The sequence below is a fragment of the Hoeflea phototrophica DFL-43 genome (genome assembly GCF_000154705.2).
GTDB lineage: Bacteria > Pseudomonadota > Alphaproteobacteria > Rhizobiales > Rhizobiaceae > Hoeflea > Hoeflea phototrophica.
This window is the reverse complement of record NZ_CM002917.1, coordinates 4,194,355-4,213,605: the sequence shown is the minus strand read 5'-3', so window position 1 is coordinate 4,213,605 and position 19,251 is coordinate 4,194,355. Positions and strand designations below refer to the sequence as shown.

Below are 19,251 nucleotides of genomic sequence, written 5' to 3'. Positions count from 1 at the left end.
TCAGCCGCTGACAGCCTCCGGATTGAGACGCCACACGGCGCGATTAAGTGTTGCCGCAGTGACGACCCAAACGGCGTAAGGGGCGAACAGAAGCGCTGCGAGAGGTGAAACGGTGCTGGCAATGGCAATGTAGGCGAGAATGGAAAGGAGCAGGGCGCAAACATCGACGAAGGCCAGATCCATCCGTTTCATTCCAAAGAAGAGCCAGGACCAGGCGGCGTTGAGGATCAGTTGCAGCAGCCACAATCCCATGGCCAGACCCACACCCTGGGCCTGCCAGACGATCCAGCCCGAAACGCCGATAAGGATGTAGAGAATGCTCCAGACCACCGGAAACGCCCAGTTGGGCGGGGTCCAGCTTGGCCGCTGAAGACTTTCGTACCAGGGGCCGGGCTTGAAGATGGCACCGCTTGAGGCGGTCACGATCACAAGAACGGCTATCACAAAGGCGGACATTCTGGATCTCCTGAACCGGGTGGTTTCTGGCGCCGTTGCCAAGGCGACAGCCATAAACACACCGTCACCTAGAGATGGACAACCGCCGTTTTCTTTTGGAAGTCGATAACCATAGGTAGGGTGTTGGCAAGAATTTTGCCAGTTTACCAGGCGAGAACGGGCTGAAAAACAACTTCAGGCTCTCTTCAGGATACCAACGCTGAGATCGTTTGCCATTTTCGCGCAAGGGGTCAACGGCGTTTCACCTTGATAAAGAGAGGTGACATCACTCATGAGCACGCGCGCTCCAATAAGGGCGTTATGGCGATCGCGGACCGGTGACATGCGGCAATTCATGATCCGGATTTGTCCATTGATTTCCAAAGTGTGGCTGTAGTCCTGCAGGCTGCCGTTGAAGCAGGCGTCCAAACGTGCACGGGCCCTCTTTTCAAACCGCATCGCGCCGATCGTCTCGCCCACGTGCCTGCCCGTAAGGTCTTGCTGGGTTCTCTTATAGAAATCGACATTGCCCATGCTGGTGCGAAGATAGCGGTAATCTGTGCCGATGATGGAGACACGGTCCGTTGCCTGCGAAACCAGGTCCGACACCGACAGGCTTTCCAGCGGATCAAGGTAGGTTGGTTGCGATGCCACCTCACCGCGGCCTGCCGCGCGCTCCCAGGGCGTTCCTATCTGTCTCTCGAGCCGGTTGGTAAGCATGTCGCAGAGCTCGCGGTACTCCACACTTTCATGGCTCGCCCCGGTCTGGTTGATCAGGCGATCCAGCAAGAAGCGCAGTTGTGCGCTCAACTCTGCCGGGGTCTGACTTGGATAATGGCACACCGCAAAGTGCACCTGCGAGAGACGAAGCTCTGCGCGGTGGATCTGCTCTGTTTCCCCCGCATCAATTGCGCAGGCCAAATCTGCTTCTGCCTGCTTGAACGCCGCAAGAACGTCGTGCAGTGTTTCTCTGCTGTCAGTCATCCAGACCCCATCATTTAGAACGATGCGGCAATCATTGCCCCTACATTTCCGGATACTGGCTCAAAAGTTGATGATTGCAAGCGTATTCAAGCATTGCGAGCCAGGAAAAACGATATAATGATAGATTTATTGTTATTTTTGAATGAATGGTGTCGATCTTGTGCCGAAAAGTATCGGCTCGGGCCGGTAGCAGGGAGGATTCAACGATGAACAACAGCACTGGAATGGCCGGAGAGGAACCGGTTGGCGCCCCACCGATTCGGGCAATTTCGTTTGATGACGTTAAAGCCAGCCTTGGCGCGGGATGGTCGGATTTCCGGGCGCGTCCCGGATTCGGGCTGTTTTTTGGTGGCATCTACATGCTGGGCGGACTTGTCATTCTGGCGTTTCTAACGCGTATCGGATCGCCCTGGATGATCATTCCGCTGGCAATCGGCTTCCCATTGCTCGGCCCCTTCGTGGCGGTCGGGTTGTATGAAGTCAGCCGCCGGCTTGCTGCTGGTGAGCCGGTGACGCGCAAGGGCGTGTTGGCCGAGGTGTTCCATCAGCGGGAGCGGCAGCTTGGCTGGATGGCCTTTGTTGTGATGTTCATCTTCTGGATCTGGGTCTATCAGGTCCGGCTGCTTCTGGCGCTGTTTCTGGGCTTCAAGTCGTTCTCGAGCTGGGACGCGTTCGTGCAGGTGGTTCTTTCAACGCCAGAAGGTTGGGGCTTTCTGGCTGTTGGAACAGTCGTTGGGGCGTTCCTGGCATCGGTGCTGTTTTCCACCACGGTGATCGCGCTGCCGATGCTTGCCGAACGCGAAGTCGATTTTATCACCGCGATGATCACCAGTGTTTCTACTGTGGTGAAGAATCCGGTGCCGATGCTTGGCTTTGGCTTTATCGTCGGTTTGATCACATTGCTGGCGTTGCTGCCGCTGTTCGCCGGGCTGCTGATTGCGCTGCCGGTGCTGGGGCATGCGACCTGGCATCTTTACAAACGGGCGACGGCGCCCGCCTGAGTTCGTCTCAGTTGCAGGAGAGCTGGCGGATCAGCGGGCGGCACAGGTCCGGTTGACCGCCGCAGCAATCTTCGAGCAGGAATCCGAGAAGACCGCTGATGCCATCGTGATTGGCGAGATAGCGTACACTGCGGCCATCGCGCACGCGGTTGACCAACCCGGCCTTGAGCAGGATTCCGAGATTGGTCGACATGGTGTTCTGGCGCACGCCCAGCTGTTCGCCAATCTCGCCTGACGCCAGGCCATCCGGTCCGGCGGTGACAAGAAGCCGAAACACGGCGAGCCGCGTTTCCTGGCTGAGTGCTGAGAAGGCCTCCAAGGCTTGCTGCTGGTTCATGGTATCATGGGTATTGGATGCGCTTGCTTTGCGCAAGATGATGGCGGCATGTGCGGGCTGCCGGTGGATGCCTCACAGCCCTGGCGTTCTGTTCCAGTGGATGTCTTCGAGGGTTTGCATGCGGGTGCCGGCGGTGGCTGCCTGAGCGCGCGACACCCGATCGATCATGGCTTCGGCGAGGGCAAGCAGAGTGACGCTCGAATCCCAGGTGCGGTCAGCGTCGACGACACAGGGCAGTACCACGCGGGCAGACCGGGCAATCGGCGACAGCCAGGGGTCTGTGATGAGAATGATGCGTGCCTTGCGCTCGGCCAGCAATTCGCCGAGGCGAACGAGATCTGACTGGTAGCGACGGATGTCAAACAGGACTGCGACATCGCCGGGCCGGATGTCGAGCAATTGATCGCGCCAGGTCGAGGTCTGACCGCCGAAATGCCTCACGCCCGGGCGGATGATCCTGAGATGGGCGGCCATGTAACCGGCAACGGCATCGGTGAAGCGCCCTCCGACAAAGCAACAGGCTGATCTGGAATCGGAAAGCAACTCACAAGCTGTTTCGAATTCGCTTTCAGGCACCGCCTTCAAGGTGGCCTCGAGATTGCCGGCAATGTTGGCGAAGCTGGCTTTGAGTGCCGGGTTGTCGGTGGTTGGGCCGGAACTGCGAGCCCGCTCAAGCGGCGACATCAATTGCGCCTGAACATCTGCACGCAGTCGCCGCTGGAAATCGGGATAGGACTCAAAGCCGAGCCGCGCCACAAAGCGCAACACCGTCGGGGCGCTGGCGCCGGCAAGGGCTGCGAGCTCGGCGATGGTGGACAGCCCTATGCTCGGGTAGTTGGCGAGAAAGGCGTGAGCGATCTTCTTTTCCGCTCCCGGCAGGTTGCCCAGCTCGGCCTGGACCTGTTCGCGAATGGCCATTCGTTGTCTCCCGTTCGAATGTCTGCCCCGCACGTTTGGAAAGGGATCCCGGACAGGACGCAGCACGATGTGTAATAAAAATTACAGGATTGACATCGATTGCACAATCCTAATCAATGTTACAAACGCTGACGGACCATGGGCGGGGTAAATTCATGCGCAGTCATATCAACCCAGGCATTCGCGCTTAGACAAGGGAGCTACAACTACCGTGCAGGACGAGAAGCTGATCGACGCATCGGAGGGGCCGGTTTTTACCGTGAGCCGTGCTGATGGCGTCAGCGATATCGTTCTGGTTTGCGAGCATGCTGCGAACACAATGCCTCAGGCGCTTGGAACGCTTGGGCTTGATGCCCAGGCGCTTGAGAGCCACATCGCCTGGGACATCGGGGCCGCAGGCGTTGCGGAGCGGCTGTCGGAAGCGCTTGATGCGGCGCTGGTAATGCAGCGGTTCTCGCGTTTGGCCTATGATTGCAATCGCCCTCCCGAGGCTGCCGACGCATATCCCGAAAAAAGCGAAGTCTTTGCTGTGCCGGGAAACTGCGGCCTCAGTGCCGAGGCCAAAACCCGACGTGCCCAAGCGCTGTATCATCCGTTTCATGACGCCGTTGCTGACCTGATGGACAGTCGGCACGAAGCCGGACGCGCAATCACTCTGGTGACGGTGCATTCGTTCACGCCGGTCTACTTGGGTGCCCTCCGCGATGGTGCGCTAGGGATTCTGCATGATGATGATCCGCGGCTGGCTGATGCGATGCTCGAGGCAGCTTCCGCCGCCGGGCTTGAAGGCGTGCGCCGGAATTACCCCTATGGTCCGCAGGACGGGGTGACACACACGCTCAAGAAGCACGGATTGACCCGGCAAATTGCCAACGTCATGCTGGAAATCCGCAATGATCTGATATCCGATGCCGCCGGACAGGCCGAATGGGCCAAGCAAATTGCCGGGCTGTTGCAGACCGCATTGGCTGACCTCAATACACACAGGGGGCAACTGCATGTGTGATCAGGCAATCCCGGGGTGCAAGCCTTTGCCGTGTCCGGGGCGGACGCTGCTGTCAGGGGAGCGGGCTCGATGAAGTTTGTTGAAGCCTATATCCGCGCAATTGACGCCTTCAACCGCAAGGTTGGACGATTTGCGATGTATCTGATCTTCGGACTGATGGGTGTTCTGTTATGGTCCACTTTGACCAAGTTTGCAGGCTCTCCCGCATTGTGGACGCTTGAGTTCGCGCAGTTCGTGATGGTCGGCTACTATCTGCTTGGCGGTCCCTATTCGATGCAGATGGGCGATCACGTGCGCATGGACCTCGTTTATTCGATGTGGTCCCCGCGCCGGAAGGCGGCGATCGATGCCGTGACAGTGCTGTTCCTGCTCTTCTATCTCTGTGTGCTGCTCTATGGCGGCATTTCGAGCACGACCTACGCCATCGAATATGGCGAACGGGCGCATTCGGTGTGGCGGCCTTACATGTGGCCGGTCAAGCTGGTCGCGGCAATCGGTGTCTTCCTGATGCTGCTGCAGACCCTCGCCGAATTCTTCCGCGATATCCTTTATCTGCGCGGTGTCAGCGTCAATCATGCCAGCGAGGCAGGCCTTTGAGTTACGAACTGATTGCCCTTTTCATGTTTGCCGCAATGATGGCGCTGCTTTTGACCGGGCAGCGGGTGTTCGGCGTCATTGGCGCTGTCGCGGTGATCGCGGCGTTGCCCCTGTGGGGCACCGGCGGAGTTGAAATCGCCTTTGCACAGTCGATCAAGCTGATGAAATGGTATCCGCTGCTGACGCTGCCGATGTTCATCTTCATGGGCTATATGCTGTCGGAAAGCCGGATTGCCGACGACCTTTACCGGATGTTTCATGTCTGGTTCGGGCCTGTACCCGGAGGGCTGGCGATTGGCACGATCCTGCTGATGGTGGTGATTTCGGCGATGAATGGCCTGTCGGTGGCGGGCATGGCGATCGGGGCGACAATCGCGCTGCCGGAACTGCTCAGGCGCGGCTACGACAAGGTGATGATAACCGGGGTGGTGCAGGGCGGCTCGAGTCTGGGCATCCTGATTCCGCCATCGGTGGTGCTGGTGCTCTACGGCATGATCGCACGCCAGCCGGTCAGCCAGCTGTGGCTTGCCGGCGTGTTCCCGGGCCTGCTGATGGCCACGCTGTTCATTCTCTACATCGCCGTGCGCTGCAAGTTGCAACCGCATCTTGGGCCGCCGCTCTCGAAGGAAGAGCGTGATGCAATAACCTGGAAAGAACGCATTGTTCTGATGAAGGCGGGCTTCCTGCCATTCATGATCTTCTTCCTGATGAACGGGCTGTTCCTGATGGGTGTCACCAGTCTGGTGGAAAGCTCCGCCGTGGGTGCGCTGGCCTCAATGGCCGCAGCCTTCATCAAAGGCCGGCTGTCGCGCGAGGTGATGGAGAACGTGCTGCGCAAGACACTGGGCATTTCCTGCATGTTCATGTGGATCATTCTCGCGGCACTGTGTTTCGGTGCCGTGTTCGATGGCCTTGGCGCGGTGCGGGCGATCGAGAATTTCTTCCTCGGTCAGCTGGGGCTTGAACCCTGGCAGATCCTGATCCTGATGCAGCTGAGTTTCCTGCTGATGGGCACCTTTCTTGATGATACGGCGATGCTGGTGATTGTCGCGCCGCTCTATGTGCCTCTGGTCAAGGTGCTTGGCTTTGATCTGGTCTGGTACGGCATTCTCTACACGATCACCTGCCAGATCGCCTATATGACGCCTCCGTTTGGGTACAATCTGTTCCTGATGCGCGCCATGGCGCCACCCGAAATCAAGCTGCGTCACATCTATGCATCCGTCATTCCCTTCGTCGCGATCATGTTGCTCACACTTGTGATCGTGATGCTCTACCCGGATCTGGCGCTTTGGTTGCCAGAGCAGTTCCGGGGCAAACTTCGAGGCTGAAATGAGCAGATCTGAAGAAGCACATCCAAAAAGGAGAACAGCATGAGCATTATCAAAAGGCGTCAATTTCTCACCAAGGCCGGCGTTGCAGCCGGCGCTGCAGCCGGAACCGCCCTCGCTGCTCCGCCTGCGATTGCCCAGGAGCCGATCCGCTGGCGCATGCAAACCTATGCCGGCGCGACGCTTGGCCAGTTTGTGACACAGCCCTTCGTCGATGCCTTCAACAAGGCCGCCAATGGCGAGATGGTGATCGAACTGTTCTTTGCCGACCAGATCGTTCCAACCGGCGAGTTGTTCCGCGCAATGCAGGCAGGCACCATCGATGCGGTGCATTCGGACGATGATTCGATGGCGTCGCCGGTGGAAGTGGGTCTGTTTGGCGGTTACTTCCCGTTCGCCACCCGCTCGATCCTTGATGTGCCGGTGCTGTTCCAGCAGTACGGGCTGGCTGACATCTGGCGCGAAGCCTATTCCGGGACGGGCGTGGTCTGGCTTTCGGCTGCCGGCCAGGATCCGTGCAACTTCAACACCAAGAAGGAAATCACCAGTGTGGCCGATCTCGACGGCCTGCGGCTCTACACCTTCCCGACCGCTGGCCGCTTCCTGACCCAGTTCGGCGTGGTGCCGGTGTCGATCCCTTACGAGGATGCCGAAGTTGCGGTGCAGACCGGCGAACTCGACGGCATGTCCTGGTCCGGGATCACCGAGGACTACACCGTCGGCTGGGCCGATGTGACCGACTACTTCCTGACCAACAACATCTCCGGCGCCTGGATCGGCTCCTGGTTTGCCAATGAGGAAAAGTGGAACGCGCTGCCGGAGCATCTCAAGCAGCTCTACATCTCCTGCATGGAAGCAACCCACACGTTCCGCAACCAGTGGTACTGGGGCGGCGAAGCCAAGCTGCGCGCCACCGGCGACAAGCTGGAGCTGCGTTCGGTTCCGGCCTCCGACTGGAAGCAGGTCGAGGACGCCGCCAAGGTGTTCTGGGAGGAGATTGCCGCGGAAAGCGAAACCAAGGCAAAGGTCATCTCGATCTTCAAGGAATACAACAGCGTCATCAATGCCGCGGGTTTCCCGTACGGCGAAAGCTGATTGCGCCGACGTTTGAAATCACCGCCTCCCGGCTTGTCCGGGGGGCGGTTTGCCGCTACAGCGCGCTCAAATTGGCGATTGCGTCAGTTGTCCGCTGTCACTTTTGGAACACACCCATGACCGCAGCAACCAAAGCGGTTGAACGGATCATGGGGTCTTCGATTACCGGGATCAGATACCATGGCTGGAAACCTCTCCTTTGACGCGCTGAAATCCGCCGCGGGCTCCGGCGACATCGATACCGTGCTGGTGTGCTGCGTGGATATGCAGGGCCGCATCATGGGCAAGCGTTTCCACGTTCAGAACTTCATCGATTCAAGCCATGAGGAAACTCATTGCTGCAACTACATGCTTGCCACCGACCTCGAAATGGCGACCCCGGACGGCTACGCGACGACCAGCTGGCAGGCGGGTTACGGCGATTATGTGATGAAGCCCGACCTCTCCACCATGCGGCGCGTGCCCTGGCTCGAGGGAACCGCAATGGTGCTGTGCGATCTCCTCGACCACCATACCCATGAGCCGGTTGCGCAGTCGCCACGGCAGATCCTGAAGGTCCAGATCGCGCGGCTCAAGGCGCTTGGATATACGGCGATGATGGCGACCGAACTGGAGTTCTTCCTGTTCGAGCAGAGTTTCCGTGATCTCGCCCTTTCGGGGTATCGCGAATTGACGCCGATCAGCTCCTACAATGAGGACTACCATATCCTGCAGACAACCAAGGAGGAGGGCATCATGCGCCCGGTGCGCAACCATCTCTTCGCGGCCGGGATCCCGGTGGAAAACACCAAGGGTGAGGCCGAGACCGGGCAGGAAGAGCTCAACATCCGTTATGCTGAAGCGCTTGATTGCGCTGACCATCACACAATTGCCAAGCATGCGGTCAAGGAAATCGCCTGGGCCAATGGCCGCGCTGTAACCTTCCTGCCAAAATGGAATCCCAAGAAGGTTGGCTCGTCGTCGCATGTGCACATGTCGCTGTGGAGCGGCTCCACCCCGGCTTTCCGGGATGAGAACGGCGAGTACGGCATGTCGACGCTGATGCGCCATTTCCTGGCGGGACTGATCGAATACGCGTCCGAATATACCTGTTTCCTGGCTCCCTATGTGAACAGCTACAAGCGCTTTATGAAGGGCAGTTTTGCGCCGACGCGGACGGTCTGGTCTGTCGACAACCGCACAGCAGGTTTCCGTCTTTGTGGTGAGGGCACCAAGGCCGTTCGCGTCGAGTGCCGCATTGGTGGTTCCGACATGAACCCATATCTCGCGCAGGCAGCGCTGCTGGCTGCTGGCATCAAGGGCATCGAGGACAAGCTGGAGCTGGCGCCGCCGACCGGTGGCGACATCTATGAACATGCGGATGCCAAGCACATTCCCTCCACGCTCAGGGCTGCGACGGAAACCCTGCGCGGCTCGAAGATGCTGCGGGAAGCCATGGGCGACGCGGTGGTTGATCATTATGTGCGCTGCGCCGAATGGGAGCAGGAAGAATTCGACAAGGCGGTGACCGATTGGGAAATCGCCCGTGGTTTCGAGCGGGCCTGAGCGCGAAACCCCAAAGACAAGAGTAATGGCTGGCACTCCGCAAGCACACAGGGGCTGCCAGAAGGAGACAAGACAATGAGCAGTTTGAAACTGATTTCGCCGGTCGACGGTTCGGTCTATGCCGAACGTCCGGTGATGGCGCTTGAAGCGGCCGAAGCGGCAGTTGCGCGCTCGCGCAAGGCGCAGAAGGACTGGGCCCGGCGTCCGCTTGAAGAGCGCATAGCCTTGGTCCGTGCCGGTGTCGCCCGGCTCAATGAAATGCAGGACGAGGTGGTGCCGGAACTGGCCTGGATGATGGGCCGTCCGGTGCGCTATGGCGGCGAGTTTGGTGGCGTCAATGAGCGCACTCACTACATGGCCGAAATTGCCGCGCGGGCGCTGGCCCCGGTCGAGATCGAGACTTCGGCGCAGTTCGAACGCCGGATCGTGCGCGAGGCGCATGGCGTGGTGTTCGTGATTGCGCCGTGGAACTACCCCTACATGACCGCGATCAACACCGTTGCTCCGGCGCTGATTGCCGGAAACACCGTGGTGCTCAAGCATGCGACGCAGACACTGCTGGTGGGTGAGCGGATGGTTCGCGCCTTCCATGAGGCGGGCGTGCCGGAAGATGTGTTCATCAATCTGTTTCTGGACCATCAGGGCACCGAAAAGCTGATTTCGGCGGGAAGCTTCAATTTCGTCAATTTCACGGGCTCTGTCGGTGGCGGCAAGGCCATCGAGCGTGCGGCCGCCGGCACCTTCACCGGATTGGGTCTTGAACTTGGGGGCAAGGATCCGGGTTATGTGATGGAAGACGCCGATCTCGATTGGGCCGTGGATGTCCTGATGGACGGCGCGATGTTCAATGCCGGGCAATGCTGCTGCGGCATTGAGCGGCTCTATGTCGCCCGCCCGCTCTATGATGCCTTTGTCGAAAAGGCCGCGGCCTGGGTCGCCTCCGGCCTTAAGCTTGGCAACCCGCTCGATCCCGACACCACCATCGGCCCGATGGCCAATGTGCGCTTCGCGGCTGAAGTTCGGGCGCAGACATCGGAAGCGTTGGCGCAGGGCGCCCGCGGCCTGATCGATCCGGCGCTGTTCCCGGCCGATGATGGCGGCGCCTATCTGATGCCGCAGGTGCTTGTCGATGTAACCCATGACATGCGGGTGATGCGCGACGAAAGCTTCGGCCCTGTGGTCGGTATCATGCCGGTCGACAGTGACGAGGAAGCGCTGCGCCTGATGAATGATTGCCAGTTCGGACTGACGGCCTCGCTCTGGACCAATGATGTCGAGCGGGCAGCCCGCCTCGGCGCCGAGATTGAAACCGGCACTGTGTTCATGAACCGCGCCGACTATCTCGACCCGGCCCTGTGCTGGACCGGTTGCAAGGCCACCGGCCGTGGCGGCTCGCTGTCGGAAATCGGCTTTCACAATCTCACCCGTCCCAAATCCTACCATCTGAGAAAGACATCTGCATGAGCCCGAGCGCCAATTGGTCTTATCCCACCGCAATCCGTTTTGGCGCAGGGCGCATCTCGGAGCTCGCTGAAGCCTGTGAGGCCGCCGGCATCAAGAAGCCATTGCTGGTCACCGATCGCGGGCTGGCATCCCTGCCGATCACCACACAGGTACTTGATCTGCTCGAGGCTGCCGGTCTTGGCCGCGCCATATTCAGCGAGGTTGACCCCAACCCGAACGAGCAAAACCTTGAGGCCGGCGTGAAGGTCTTCAAAAGTGGCGGCCATGACGGCGTGATCGCCTTTGGCGGCGGCTCAGGGCTTGATCTGGGCAAGCTGGTTGCGTTTCAGGCCGGTCAAACCCGTCCGGTGTGGGATTTTGAGGATATCGGCGACTGGTGGACCCGTGCCAATGCAGACATGATTGCGCCAATCATCGCAGTGCCGACGACAGCCGGCACGGGGTCCGAAGTGGGACGGGCGGGGGTGCTTACCAACTCCGCCACGCATGTCAAAAAGATCATCTTCCATCCAAAGCTTTTGCCATCGGTGACGATCTGCGACCCTGAACTGACTGTCGGCATGCCGAAGATGATCACGGTCGGCACCGGCATGGATGCCTTTGCCCATTGCCTGGAGGCCTATTCATCTCCGTTCTATCATCCGATGAGCCAGGGCATCGCGCTTGAGGGCATGCGGCTGGTCAAGGAGAACCTGCCGCTGGTTGTTGCCGATGGAACGAACATTTCCGCCCGCGCGGACATGATGAGTGCTGCGGCGATGGGCGCGGTTGCGTTCCAGAAGGGGCTTGGCGCCATTCACGCGCTGTCGCATCCGATCGGCGCCATCTACAACACTCATCATGGCATGACCAATGCCGTGGTGATGCCGCCGGTGCTGATGATGAACCGGCCGGCCATCGAAGACCGCATCGCCCGTGCTGCAGACTACATGGGAATCTCCGGCGGGTTTGACGGCTTCTACGACTTCGCTCTCAAGCTGCGTGCCGATCTCGGGGTTCCCGACAAGCTTTCCGCGCTGGGTGTCGGACGTGACCGGATCGACGAGATGACTGCGATGGCGCTGGAGGATCCCAGCGCTGGTGGTAATCCGGTGACTTTGACAACCGAGAACACCAAGGCGCTTTTCGAGGCTTGCATCTAAATCTGCTAGCACAAGAAGGCATGAAGGATGCGGGCCCGCTGATCAGCGGGCCCGCATTTTTGTATGTCTTGAAACACGCTGGTTCCAGCGCGATCCCTTTGCAAATATACAATGAAAGGTTGTTCTGATTGCAAGATTTCGGGTTACAAAGCGTTTTGGAACGTGTTTTGACTGGTGAAAATCAGTGGGTTTTGGGGATTCGCGACTCTGTCGAACCCCTTCGGAGAGCATCATGGATATGAGTGCGGTTGTGCGGTTTCTCGACTGGGAAAAGGATCCGTCCGAAGGTGCTGCAACCATGCGCGAGCGCTTGTCAAAAGTTGTCGCTGGTTTGGGTTTTGACTTCTTCAAGCTTGTGCGGCAGGCCGGCCCGGAGAGTGGCGCGGTTGATATGATCCTTGCCGAGCAATGGCCAAGCGATTGGCCTGAACTCTATGCGAAACGCAAATATGCCACGATTGACCCGACTCTTCGCTATCTGGGTCACTCACAGGGCGGTTTCCGCTGGCGCGAGCCAATGGAGGCCTATCAGGAGGATCCCCATTACAAGCGCATGGAGCGGATGATGGCCGATGCCCGGCGTTTCGGGCTTGAGGACGGCTACGTTTTTCCGGTTCATGGGCGCCGTGGCCTGGTCGGATATCTGACCATTGCCGGCGGGTATGTGGAGCTGTTGCGCTCTGAAATGGCAATGATGGACGCGCTGGCCAAGAAAGCGTTCTGGGAATTGGTGGAGTTGCTTGATCCGGCGGCCCATGAACGGCTCAACCGGCCGGTGACGATGCAGATGACCAAGCGCGAGATGCAAACACTCGAATATCTGGGCTGCGGCATGACTTCGAACGAGATGGGGACGGCGCTTGGCCTCTCGGCGCATACCGTGGATTGGTACATGAACGGAATTCAGGAAAAGCTGCATGCCAAGAATCGCCACCATGTGGTTGCGATTGCTTTCAGGCTGGGTCTGATTTCCTGATCGCTCCCCTTATTTGCACTGCAACAAAACAGGCGCTATGGATTGGCCGCGGGGATAATGCGTCCCGGTGTGATTGTGTCTATTGGGGAGCCAGTCTGTGCCGATTTCGAAGATTCTTGTTGCCAACCGTTCAGAAATTGCAATCCGGGTTTTCCGGGCAGCCAATGAATTGGGGCTGAAAACCGTTGCAATCTGGGCTGAAGAGGACAAGCTTGCGCTGCACAGGTTCAAGGCTGACGAGTCCTATCAGGTTGGCCGCGGGCCGCATCTGGAGCGCGATCTGGGACCCATTGAAAGCTACCTTTCGATCGATGAAGTGATCCGGGTTGCCAAACTCTCCGGTGCAGATGCGATCCATCCCGGCTATGGACTGTTGTCTGAAAGCCCGGAATTCGCCGATGCCTGTGCCGAGAATGGCATCGTGTTCATTGGTCCCCGACCGGACACCATGCGCCGGCTTGGCAACAAGGTTGCGGCGCGCACCCTCGCCATTGAAATCGGGGTGCCGGTGGTGCCGGCAACCGAACCGCTGCCCGACGACATGGATGAAGTGGCGCGCATGGCTGAAGAGATCGGTTATCCGATCATGCTCAAGGCCTCCTGGGGCGGCGGCGGCCGCGGCATGCGGGCGATTCGTGATCCGAAGGACCTGGTCCGAGAGGTTACCGAGGCGAAGCGCGAGGCGATGGCCGCTTTCGGCAAGGACGAGGTTTATCTCGAAAAGCTGGTGGAGCGTGCCCGTCATGTCGAAAGTCAGATTCTCGGCGACACCCATGGCAACGCCGTACATCTGTTCGAGCGTGACTGCTCGGTTCAGCGCCGCAATCAGAAGGTTGTGGAACGTGCGCCAGCGCCCTATCTTACCGAGGCCCAGCGCCAGGAGCTTGCTGCATATTCGCTGAAGATTGCCAATGCCACCGGTTATGTTGGCGCGGGAACCGTCGAGTATCTGATGGATATCGATACCGGCGCCTTCTACTTCATCGAGGTCAATCCACGCATTCAGGTCGAGCACACCGTCACTGAGGAAGTGACCGGCATCGACATCGTCAAGGCGCAGATTCATCTGCTTGAGGGGGCCGTGATAGGCACGCCGGAATCAGGTGTTCCCGCGCAGCAGGATATCCATCTCAACGGCCATGCCCTGCAGTGCCGGATCACCACGGAAGACCCTGAGCAGAACTTCATTCCAGACTACGGCCGAATCACCGCCTATCGCGGCGCCACCGGTTTCGGCATCCGGCTTGATGGCGGGACCGCCTATTCCGGTGCCGTCATCACACGGTTTTACGATCCGCTGCTCGAGAAGGTCACCGCATGGGCGCCGACGCCGGAGGAAACCATCCGGCGCATGGACCGGGCGCTGCGCGAGTTCCGGATCAGGGGTGTGGCGACCAACCTGACGTTTCTCGAGGCGATCATCGGCCATCCAAGTTTCCGCGACAATTCCTACACGACCCGGTTCATCGACACGACACCGGAGCTGTTCGAACAGGTCAAGCGCCAGGATCGTGCCACCAAACTTCTCACCTATGTTGCCGATGTGACGGTCAATGGTCATCCCGAAACCAAGGGCCGTCCACTTCCGGCGGCGGATGCAGCGTCACCACGGGTGCCGCATGTGGATGCGCCGGTGGCAGATGGAACCCGGCAGTTGCTTGATGAGCTTGGACCCAATGGCTTTGCCGACTGGATGCGTGCCGAGACCCGGGTGTTGATGACCGATACCACCATGCGCGATGGGCACCAATCGCTGCTGGCGACCCGGATGCGGACCCATGACATTGCGGCCATCGCGGGTACTTACGCACGTGCGCTGCCCAACCTTCTGTCGCTGGAATGCTGGGGTGGGGCGACCTTTGATGTGTCGATGCGGTTCCTCACCGAGGATCCGTGGGAGCGGCTTGAGCTTGTGCGCCAGGGCGCTCCGAACCTGCTTTTGCAGATGTTGCTGCGCGGCGCCAACGGGGTTGGCTACAAGAACTACCCGGACAATGTGGTCAAGCATTTCGTCCGCCAGGCGGCGCGGGGCGGGATTGACCTGTTCCGGGTGTTCGACTGCCTCAACTGGGTCGACAACATGCGGGTGTCCATGGATGCGGTATGCGCCGAGGACAAGCTCTGCGAAGCGACGATCTGCTACACCGGCGACATCATGAATTCGGCACGGCCGAAATATGATCTCAAATATTATGTTGGACTGGCCGAAGAGCTCCAGAAGGCTGGCGCGCATATCATTGCACTCAAGGACATGGCCGGGCTGCTCAAGCCTGCGGCAGCACGGCAGTTGTTTACGGCGTTGCGTGAAGCCACCGATTTGCCGATCCATTTCCACACCCATGACACTTCGGGCATTTCAGCCGCAACCGTTCTGGCTGCGGTCGACAGCGGCGTGGATGCGGTGGATGCAGCAATGGACGCGCTTTCCGGCAACACCTCGCAGCCATGCCTCGGTTCGATTGTCGAAGCGCTCAAGGGACATGAGCGTGACCCTGGTCTCGATCCGGAATGGATCCGGCGGATCTCTTTCTACTGGGAATCCGTGCGCAACCAGTATGCTGCGTTCGAGAGTGATCTCAAGGGCCCGGCGTCCGAGGTCTATCTGCACGAGATGCCCGGTGGCCAGTTCACAAATCTGAAGGAGCAGGCGCGCTCGCTGGGGCTTGAAACCCGCTGGCACGAAGTGGCTCAGGCCTATGCCGACGCCAACCAGATGTTCGGCGATATCGTCAAGGTGACACCGTCATCCAAGGTGGTTGGTGACATGGCGCTTATGATGGTGAGTCAGGATCTCAGCGTGGCTGATGTCGAAAACCCATCAAAGGATGTGTCGTTCCCCGAGTCCGTGGTTTCGATGATGCGCGGTGATCTCGGCCAGCCGCCCGCGGGATGGCCCGAAGGCTTGCAAGACAAGGTGCTGAAGGGAGAGGCGTCCTATACCGCGCGGCCGGGATCGCTGCTGCCCGATGCTGACCTGGATGCCGAGCGCGCAGAGATCGAGGCCAAGCTCGAGCGCCCGATAAGTGAAAACGAGTTTGCGTCCTATCTGATGTATCCCAAGGTGTTTACCGATTTTGCCCTGGCGATCGAAACCTATGGCCCGGTCAGCATGCTGCCGACGCCGGCCTATTTCTATGGCCTTCCGGTGGGCGGAGAGTTGTTCATCGAGATCGAGAAAGGCAAGACGCTGGTGCTCCAGAATCTTGCCGAAAGCGAGCCAGACGACAAGGGCATGGTGACCGTGTTCTTCGAACTCAATGGTCAGCCGCGCCGGGTCAAGGTCCCCGACCGCGCGCATGGTGCATCCGGTGCAGCGGCACGGCGAAAAGCCGAAGCCGGCAATGAGGCTCATGTTGCAGCCCCGATGCCGGGCGTGGTGTCGACGGTCGCGGTCGCGCCCGGTCAGAACATCAAGGCTGGAGATGTGCTGGTGTCGATCGAAGCCATGAAGATGGAAACGGCGATCCATGCCGAGCGTGACGGTGTGCTCTCGGAAGTACTGGTGAAGACCGGCGACCAGATCGATGCGAAGGATCTGCTGGTGGTTTACACCTGAGCGCAATCTCAATGCGGAAGGGAAATAGTATGCATCTGGCTGCCGCGGACTTGCGTGGGCCGATGTATTTCAGCAATGTCTGATCGATAGCCGATTCGTATCGCCGTTGGATTCAAGCTTTTGTTTGGGTCACCTTCCGGCCAGCATTCGACAGGATAGAGACATGCTCGCTGCCATTCCGCTGATGATCCTACCGTTGGTGTTTTACAACTTCATCATGCTGGGCTTCATGGGCAATGGTGTGTCGGATCTCGGCGCAACGGTGACGTCATTGCAGATGATGTCAGGTGCGACCTGGACGATGAGCTGGGGCGATGTGCTGATCGTGGTCTCGCTGGTGTTGTTGTTCATCGAAGTGCTCAAGGCGACCCGCACCGGGGCCTGGTCCGTCATTGATCACATGTTGTCGATGCTGGTCTTCATTGGCTTTCTGGTGGAATTTCTGCTGGTGCGTGATGCCGCCACACAAGTGTTCTTTATCCTGATGGTGGTCGCCTTTGTCGATGTGATCGCCGGATTCTCGGTATCGATCCGGTCCGCCGGCCGGGACGTCTCGATCGGTCTGTAGAGCGAAAGCCTGATTTCACAGTATTGAAAGGCCGTGCATCCGATTGGATGCGCGGCTTCTTTGTTCACAACCCTGATCGCCTGCTTGGCGATCAGCCTGCGTCTGGCGTGTAGCCGGCGGCGTCGATGCCTGCGATAGCGCAAGCCTCGTCATTGTCGGAGGTGTCGCCGGTGATGCCGACTGCACCGATGATCGCGCCCTTTCGGTCGCGTACGAGCACCCCGCCCGGCACGGCGACGATCTTGCCGCCGGAAACAGCAGACAGGCCTTCGAGAAAATGTGGACGGGTTTCAGCCTGCAGGTTGAGCCAGCGTGATCCGGCGCCGACAGCCAGAGCCCCGTAGGCCTTGCCGCTTGCGATTTCGAACCGCATCATCGACGCGCCGTCCTGGCGCTGGGAAGCTTTGACGTGCCCTCCGGCATCGAGCACGACAACGCACAACGGCTTGAGGTTGAGCTCCTTGCCCTTGGCAAGGGCCGAGGTGATGATCTTGAGCGATTTGGCGAGCGTAAGTTCCGTCATGTTGAATGCCTTTGAAAACAGTGTCAGAAGGGATTGCCCGCTTTATAGGGGTAAACCCGGTGCATGCGCCAGACGCTGGATGCTGCTCGAGATTGAAAGTCTTTTTCAAAAAAGGAAACGATATGCGCCGTTTTGATGTTCCGGGACGTTCGCCGGTTATTGCCGAAAACGGTATTGCGGCAACATCGCATCCGCTTGGAACCTCGACCGCGATCTCGGTGCTGCGCGAGGGTGGTTCTGCCGTGGATGCGGCGATTGCGGCATCCGTGACGCTGTCCGTGGTGGAGCCGCAAATGACCGGGATTGGCGGCGATTGTTTCGCCTTGATCGCTCAAGCCGATGGCCAGGTGCATGGCTTGAACGGTTCCGGGCGTGCAGCGGCCGACGCCAATGCGGGCTGGTATCGTGACAATGGCTTTACGGAGATACCGGATCTCTCAGCCCATTCGATCACGGTTCCGGGCGCGGTCAAGGCCTGGGAAGTCATGCATTCAAGGTTTGGCAAGCTGCCGTTCGAACGGCTGTTTACCGATGCGATCGGGCTCGCCGAGCATGGTTATGCGGTTGCACCGCGCGTGGCTTTCGACTGGGTCCGGCAAGTGGAGACCTTGCGGCGGGACGAAGGAACCAGCAAGCATCTGCTGATCTCCGGTGAGGCGCCGACGTTTGGCGACCGGGTGTCATGCGCAGCCCTGGCCAAAACACTGCGGCTGATCGCTGGCGAAGGGTCTTCGGCATTCTATCAGGGTGCGGTTGCTGCCGAGATTGCTGCCACTGTGCAGGCCAAGGGCGGTTTTCTCACGGAAGCTGATCTGGCCGCTGTCGAGGCTGACTGGGTAACGCCGATTGCGACCAGCTATGGCGGGCATGAGGTGTTGGAAATTCCGCCGAACGGCCAGGGCGTGGTCGCGCTGATCATGATGAACCTGATGACGTTGTTGAACACCGCCGAGCTGCCGCATGACAGTGCCGAACGCTATCATCTGGAGATCGAGGCCGGCCGCGTTGCCTATGCGGTGCGCGACGCCATGGTTGGTGATCCCGCGCATATGACGATAAGCAGCGAAGAGCTGACCTCGATGGCGTTTGCACAGTCGCTGGTGGGACAGATTGACCGGTCGAAGCGCAACCCGTCCGTCACTGTGCCGAAGCTGCCGGCTTCAAACACGGTGTATCTTACCGTGGCCGACCGGGACGGCATGGCGGTGTCGATCATCAATTCGGTCTATGGTTCCTTTGGCAGCCAGATCATGACGCCCGACAGCGGGGTGCTGCTGCAGAACCGCGGCGCATGTTTCGTGGTGGCAGAGGGTCACCCCAACGCGATCGGTCCGTCGAAACGCCCGATGCACACGATCATTCCGGCGATGGCGCTCAAGGGCGGCAGGCCGTCCGTTTCATTCGGAGTGATGGGCGGAGCCTATCAGCCGATGGGGCATGCGCATGTGTTTTCAAACATCACCGACCACGGAATGGACCCGCAGGCAGCGCTTGATCACGGGCGCGTTTTCTGGGCCGAGGACGGGGCCTTGAACATTGAGGCCGGTGTTCCGGTGGAGGTTTCTGAGGGGCTCGAGAGGTTTGGGCACAAGGTACAAGCTGCCGACACGCCGCTTGGTGGTGGCCAGGCCATATCCATCGACCACGATCGTGGCTTCTTCATCGCCGGATCCGACCCGCGCAAGGACGGACACGCGGCGGGATATTAAAGCGCCGCGCGTTTCTGCAATTGTTCTGGCCTGCCGGTTCGTGCGGGGGATGGGCCCGCGACGC

Annotated in this window: 17 protein-coding genes; 12 read left to right on the top strand and 5 right to left on the bottom strand. The window is 59.5% G+C overall.

The features are described from left to right. Positions 1–456, bottom strand: coding sequence for a TspO/MBR family protein (locus HPDFL43_RS19925; protein ID WP_007199224.1), 456 nt, complete (start codon positions 454–456; stop codon positions 1–3). A 174-nt stretch (positions 457–630) separates the two neighbouring features. Next, entirely contained in the window at positions 631–1,419 is a 789-nt protein-coding gene (locus tag HPDFL43_RS21500) for a PAS domain-containing protein (RefSeq protein ID WP_007199223.1), read from the bottom strand. A gap of 206 nt (positions 1,420–1,625) precedes the next feature. On the opposite strand from HPDFL43_RS21500, the gene HPDFL43_RS19915 reads away from it, so the two are divergent. After that, the gene (locus tag HPDFL43_RS19915; protein WP_007199222.1) at positions 1,626–2,420 is read left to right on the top strand and encodes a DUF2189 domain-containing protein; all 795 of its coding nucleotides are present in this window, start codon (positions 1,626–1,628) and stop codon (positions 2,418–2,420) included. Positions 2,421–2,427: 7 nt separating this feature from the next. Here HPDFL43_RS19915 and HPDFL43_RS19910 read toward each other — a convergent pair whose 3' ends face one another. Both HPDFL43_RS19910 and HPDFL43_RS19905 read right to left on the bottom strand, forming a co-directional pair. Beyond that, positions 2,428–2,757 carry an ArsR/SmtB family transcription factor gene (locus tag HPDFL43_RS19910; protein ID WP_007199221.1) on the bottom strand — a complete coding sequence of 110 codons (330 nt, stop codon included), beginning with the start codon at positions 2,755–2,757 and terminating at the stop codon, positions 2,428–2,430. A gap of 72 nt (positions 2,758–2,829) precedes the next feature. Beyond that, positions 2,830–3,675 carry a MurR/RpiR family transcriptional regulator gene (locus HPDFL43_RS19905; RefSeq protein WP_007199220.1) on the bottom strand — a complete coding sequence of 282 codons (846 nt, stop codon included), beginning with the start codon at positions 3,673–3,675 and terminating at the stop codon, positions 2,830–2,832. A 211-nt stretch (positions 3,676–3,886) separates the two neighbouring features. Here HPDFL43_RS19905 and HPDFL43_RS19900 point away from each other — a divergent pair, with 211 nt between their 5' ends. The 10 genes from HPDFL43_RS19900 (at position 3,887) to HPDFL43_RS19855 (ending at position 16,955) form a co-directional block, all read left to right on the top strand. Further along, a complete protein-coding gene (locus HPDFL43_RS19900; protein ID WP_007199219.1) occupies positions 3,887–4,681 on the top strand; it encodes an N-formylglutamate amidohydrolase in 795 nt (264 codons plus the stop codon). A gap of 69 nt (positions 4,682–4,750) precedes the next feature. Further along, the gene (locus tag HPDFL43_RS19895) at positions 4,751–5,278 is read left to right on the top strand and encodes a TRAP transporter small permease subunit (RefSeq protein ID WP_007199218.1); all 528 of its coding nucleotides are present in this window, start codon (positions 4,751–4,753) and stop codon (positions 5,276–5,278) included. After that, a complete protein-coding gene (locus HPDFL43_RS19890) occupies positions 5,275–6,609 on the top strand; it encodes a TRAP transporter large permease (protein WP_007199217.1) in 1,335 nt (444 codons plus the stop codon). Before HPDFL43_RS19895 ends, HPDFL43_RS19890 begins: the two co-directional genes overlap by 4 nt. 42 nt (positions 6,610–6,651) lie before the next feature. Further along, a complete protein-coding gene (locus tag HPDFL43_RS19885; RefSeq protein ID WP_007199216.1) occupies positions 6,652–7,704 on the top strand; it encodes a TRAP transporter substrate-binding protein in 1,053 nt (350 codons plus the stop codon). A 180-nt stretch (positions 7,705–7,884) separates the two neighbouring features. Next, entirely contained in the window at positions 7,885–9,249 is a 1,365-nt protein-coding gene (locus HPDFL43_RS19880) for a glutamine synthetase family protein (RefSeq protein ID WP_007199215.1), read from the top strand. A 75-nt stretch (positions 9,250–9,324) separates the two neighbouring features. Further along, positions 9,325–10,713 carry an aldehyde dehydrogenase family protein gene (locus tag HPDFL43_RS19875; protein ID WP_007199214.1) on the top strand — a complete coding sequence of 463 codons (1,389 nt, stop codon included), beginning with the start codon at positions 9,325–9,327 and terminating at the stop codon, positions 10,711–10,713. Beyond that, the gene (locus tag HPDFL43_RS19870) at positions 10,710–11,855 is read left to right on the top strand and encodes an iron-containing alcohol dehydrogenase (RefSeq protein ID WP_007199213.1); all 1,146 of its coding nucleotides are present in this window, start codon (positions 10,710–10,712) and stop codon (positions 11,853–11,855) included. The genes HPDFL43_RS19875 and HPDFL43_RS19870 overlap by 4 nt, the downstream gene beginning before the upstream one ends. Positions 11,856–12,087: 232 nt before the next feature. Further along, the gene (locus HPDFL43_RS19865) at positions 12,088–12,831 is read left to right on the top strand and encodes a helix-turn-helix transcriptional regulator (protein WP_007199212.1); all 744 of its coding nucleotides are present in this window, start codon (positions 12,088–12,090) and stop codon (positions 12,829–12,831) included. A gap of 97 nt (positions 12,832–12,928) precedes the next feature. Further along, positions 12,929–16,387 carry a pyruvate carboxylase gene (gene pyc / locus HPDFL43_RS19860; protein WP_007199211.1) on the top strand — a complete coding sequence of 1,153 codons (3,459 nt, stop codon included), beginning with the start codon at positions 12,929–12,931 and terminating at the stop codon, positions 16,385–16,387. Between the two features lie 163 nt (positions 16,388–16,550). Next, positions 16,551–16,955 carry a hypothetical protein gene (locus tag HPDFL43_RS19855; protein WP_007199210.1) on the top strand — a complete coding sequence of 135 codons (405 nt, stop codon included), beginning with the start codon at positions 16,551–16,553 and terminating at the stop codon, positions 16,953–16,955. A 91-nt stretch (positions 16,956–17,046) separates the two neighbouring features. Here the strand turns inward: HPDFL43_RS19855 and HPDFL43_RS19850 are convergent, their stop codons facing one another. Continuing rightward, on the bottom strand, positions 17,047–17,478 hold the full coding sequence (locus HPDFL43_RS19850) for a GlcG/HbpS family heme-binding protein (RefSeq protein WP_007199209.1): 432 nt from the start codon (positions 17,476–17,478) through the stop codon (positions 17,047–17,049). Positions 17,479–17,600: 122 nt separating this feature from the next. Between HPDFL43_RS19850 and ggt the strand changes: the two genes are divergently transcribed. Beyond that, entirely contained in the window at positions 17,601–19,187 is a 1,587-nt protein-coding gene (gene ggt, locus HPDFL43_RS19845; protein ID WP_007199208.1) for a gamma-glutamyltransferase, read from the top strand. Positions 19,188–19,251 lie beyond the last annotated feature (64 nt).

What these genes read in the sequence shown, in the direction of transcription:
- HPDFL43_RS19925 (WP_007199224.1), bottom strand. Translation starts at nt 456, where the DNA reads ATGTCCGCCTTTGTGATAGCCGTTCTTGTGATCGTGACCGCCTCAAGC.
- HPDFL43_RS21500 (WP_007199223.1), bottom strand. Translation starts at nt 1,419, where the DNA reads ATGACTGACAGCAGAGAAACACTGCACGACGTTCTTGCGGCGTTCAAG.
- HPDFL43_RS19915 (WP_007199222.1), top strand. Translation starts at nt 1,626, where the DNA reads ATGAACAACAGCACTGGAATGGCCGGAGAGGAACCGGTTGGCGCCCCA.
- HPDFL43_RS19910 (WP_007199221.1), bottom strand. Translation starts at nt 2,757, where the DNA reads ATGAACCAGCAGCAAGCCTTGGAGGCCTTCTCAGCACTCAGCCAGGAA.
- HPDFL43_RS19905 (WP_007199220.1), bottom strand. Translation starts at nt 3,675, where the DNA reads ATGGCCATTCGCGAACAGGTCCAGGCCGAGCTGGGCAACCTGCCGGGA.
- HPDFL43_RS19895 (WP_007199218.1), top strand. Translation starts at nt 4,751, where the DNA reads ATGAAGTTTGTTGAAGCCTATATCCGCGCAATTGACGCCTTCAACCGC.
- HPDFL43_RS19885 (WP_007199216.1), top strand. Translation starts at nt 6,652, where the DNA reads ATGAGCATTATCAAAAGGCGTCAATTTCTCACCAAGGCCGGCGTTGCA.
- HPDFL43_RS19880 (WP_007199215.1), top strand. Translation starts at nt 7,885, where the DNA reads ATGGCTGGAAACCTCTCCTTTGACGCGCTGAAATCCGCCGCGGGCTCC.
- HPDFL43_RS19875 (WP_007199214.1), top strand. Translation starts at nt 9,325, where the DNA reads ATGAGCAGTTTGAAACTGATTTCGCCGGTCGACGGTTCGGTCTATGCC.
- HPDFL43_RS19870 (WP_007199213.1), top strand. Translation starts at nt 10,710, where the DNA reads ATGAGCCCGAGCGCCAATTGGTCTTATCCCACCGCAATCCGTTTTGGC.
- HPDFL43_RS19865 (WP_007199212.1), top strand. Translation starts at nt 12,088, where the DNA reads ATGGATATGAGTGCGGTTGTGCGGTTTCTCGACTGGGAAAAGGATCCG.
- HPDFL43_RS19855 (WP_007199210.1), top strand. Translation starts at nt 16,551, where the DNA reads ATGCTCGCTGCCATTCCGCTGATGATCCTACCGTTGGTGTTTTACAAC.
- HPDFL43_RS19850 (WP_007199209.1), bottom strand. Translation starts at nt 17,478, where the DNA reads ATGACGGAACTTACGCTCGCCAAATCGCTCAAGATCATCACCTCGGCC.
- ggt (WP_007199208.1), top strand. Translation starts at nt 17,601, where the DNA reads ATGCGCCGTTTTGATGTTCCGGGACGTTCGCCGGTTATTGCCGAAAAC.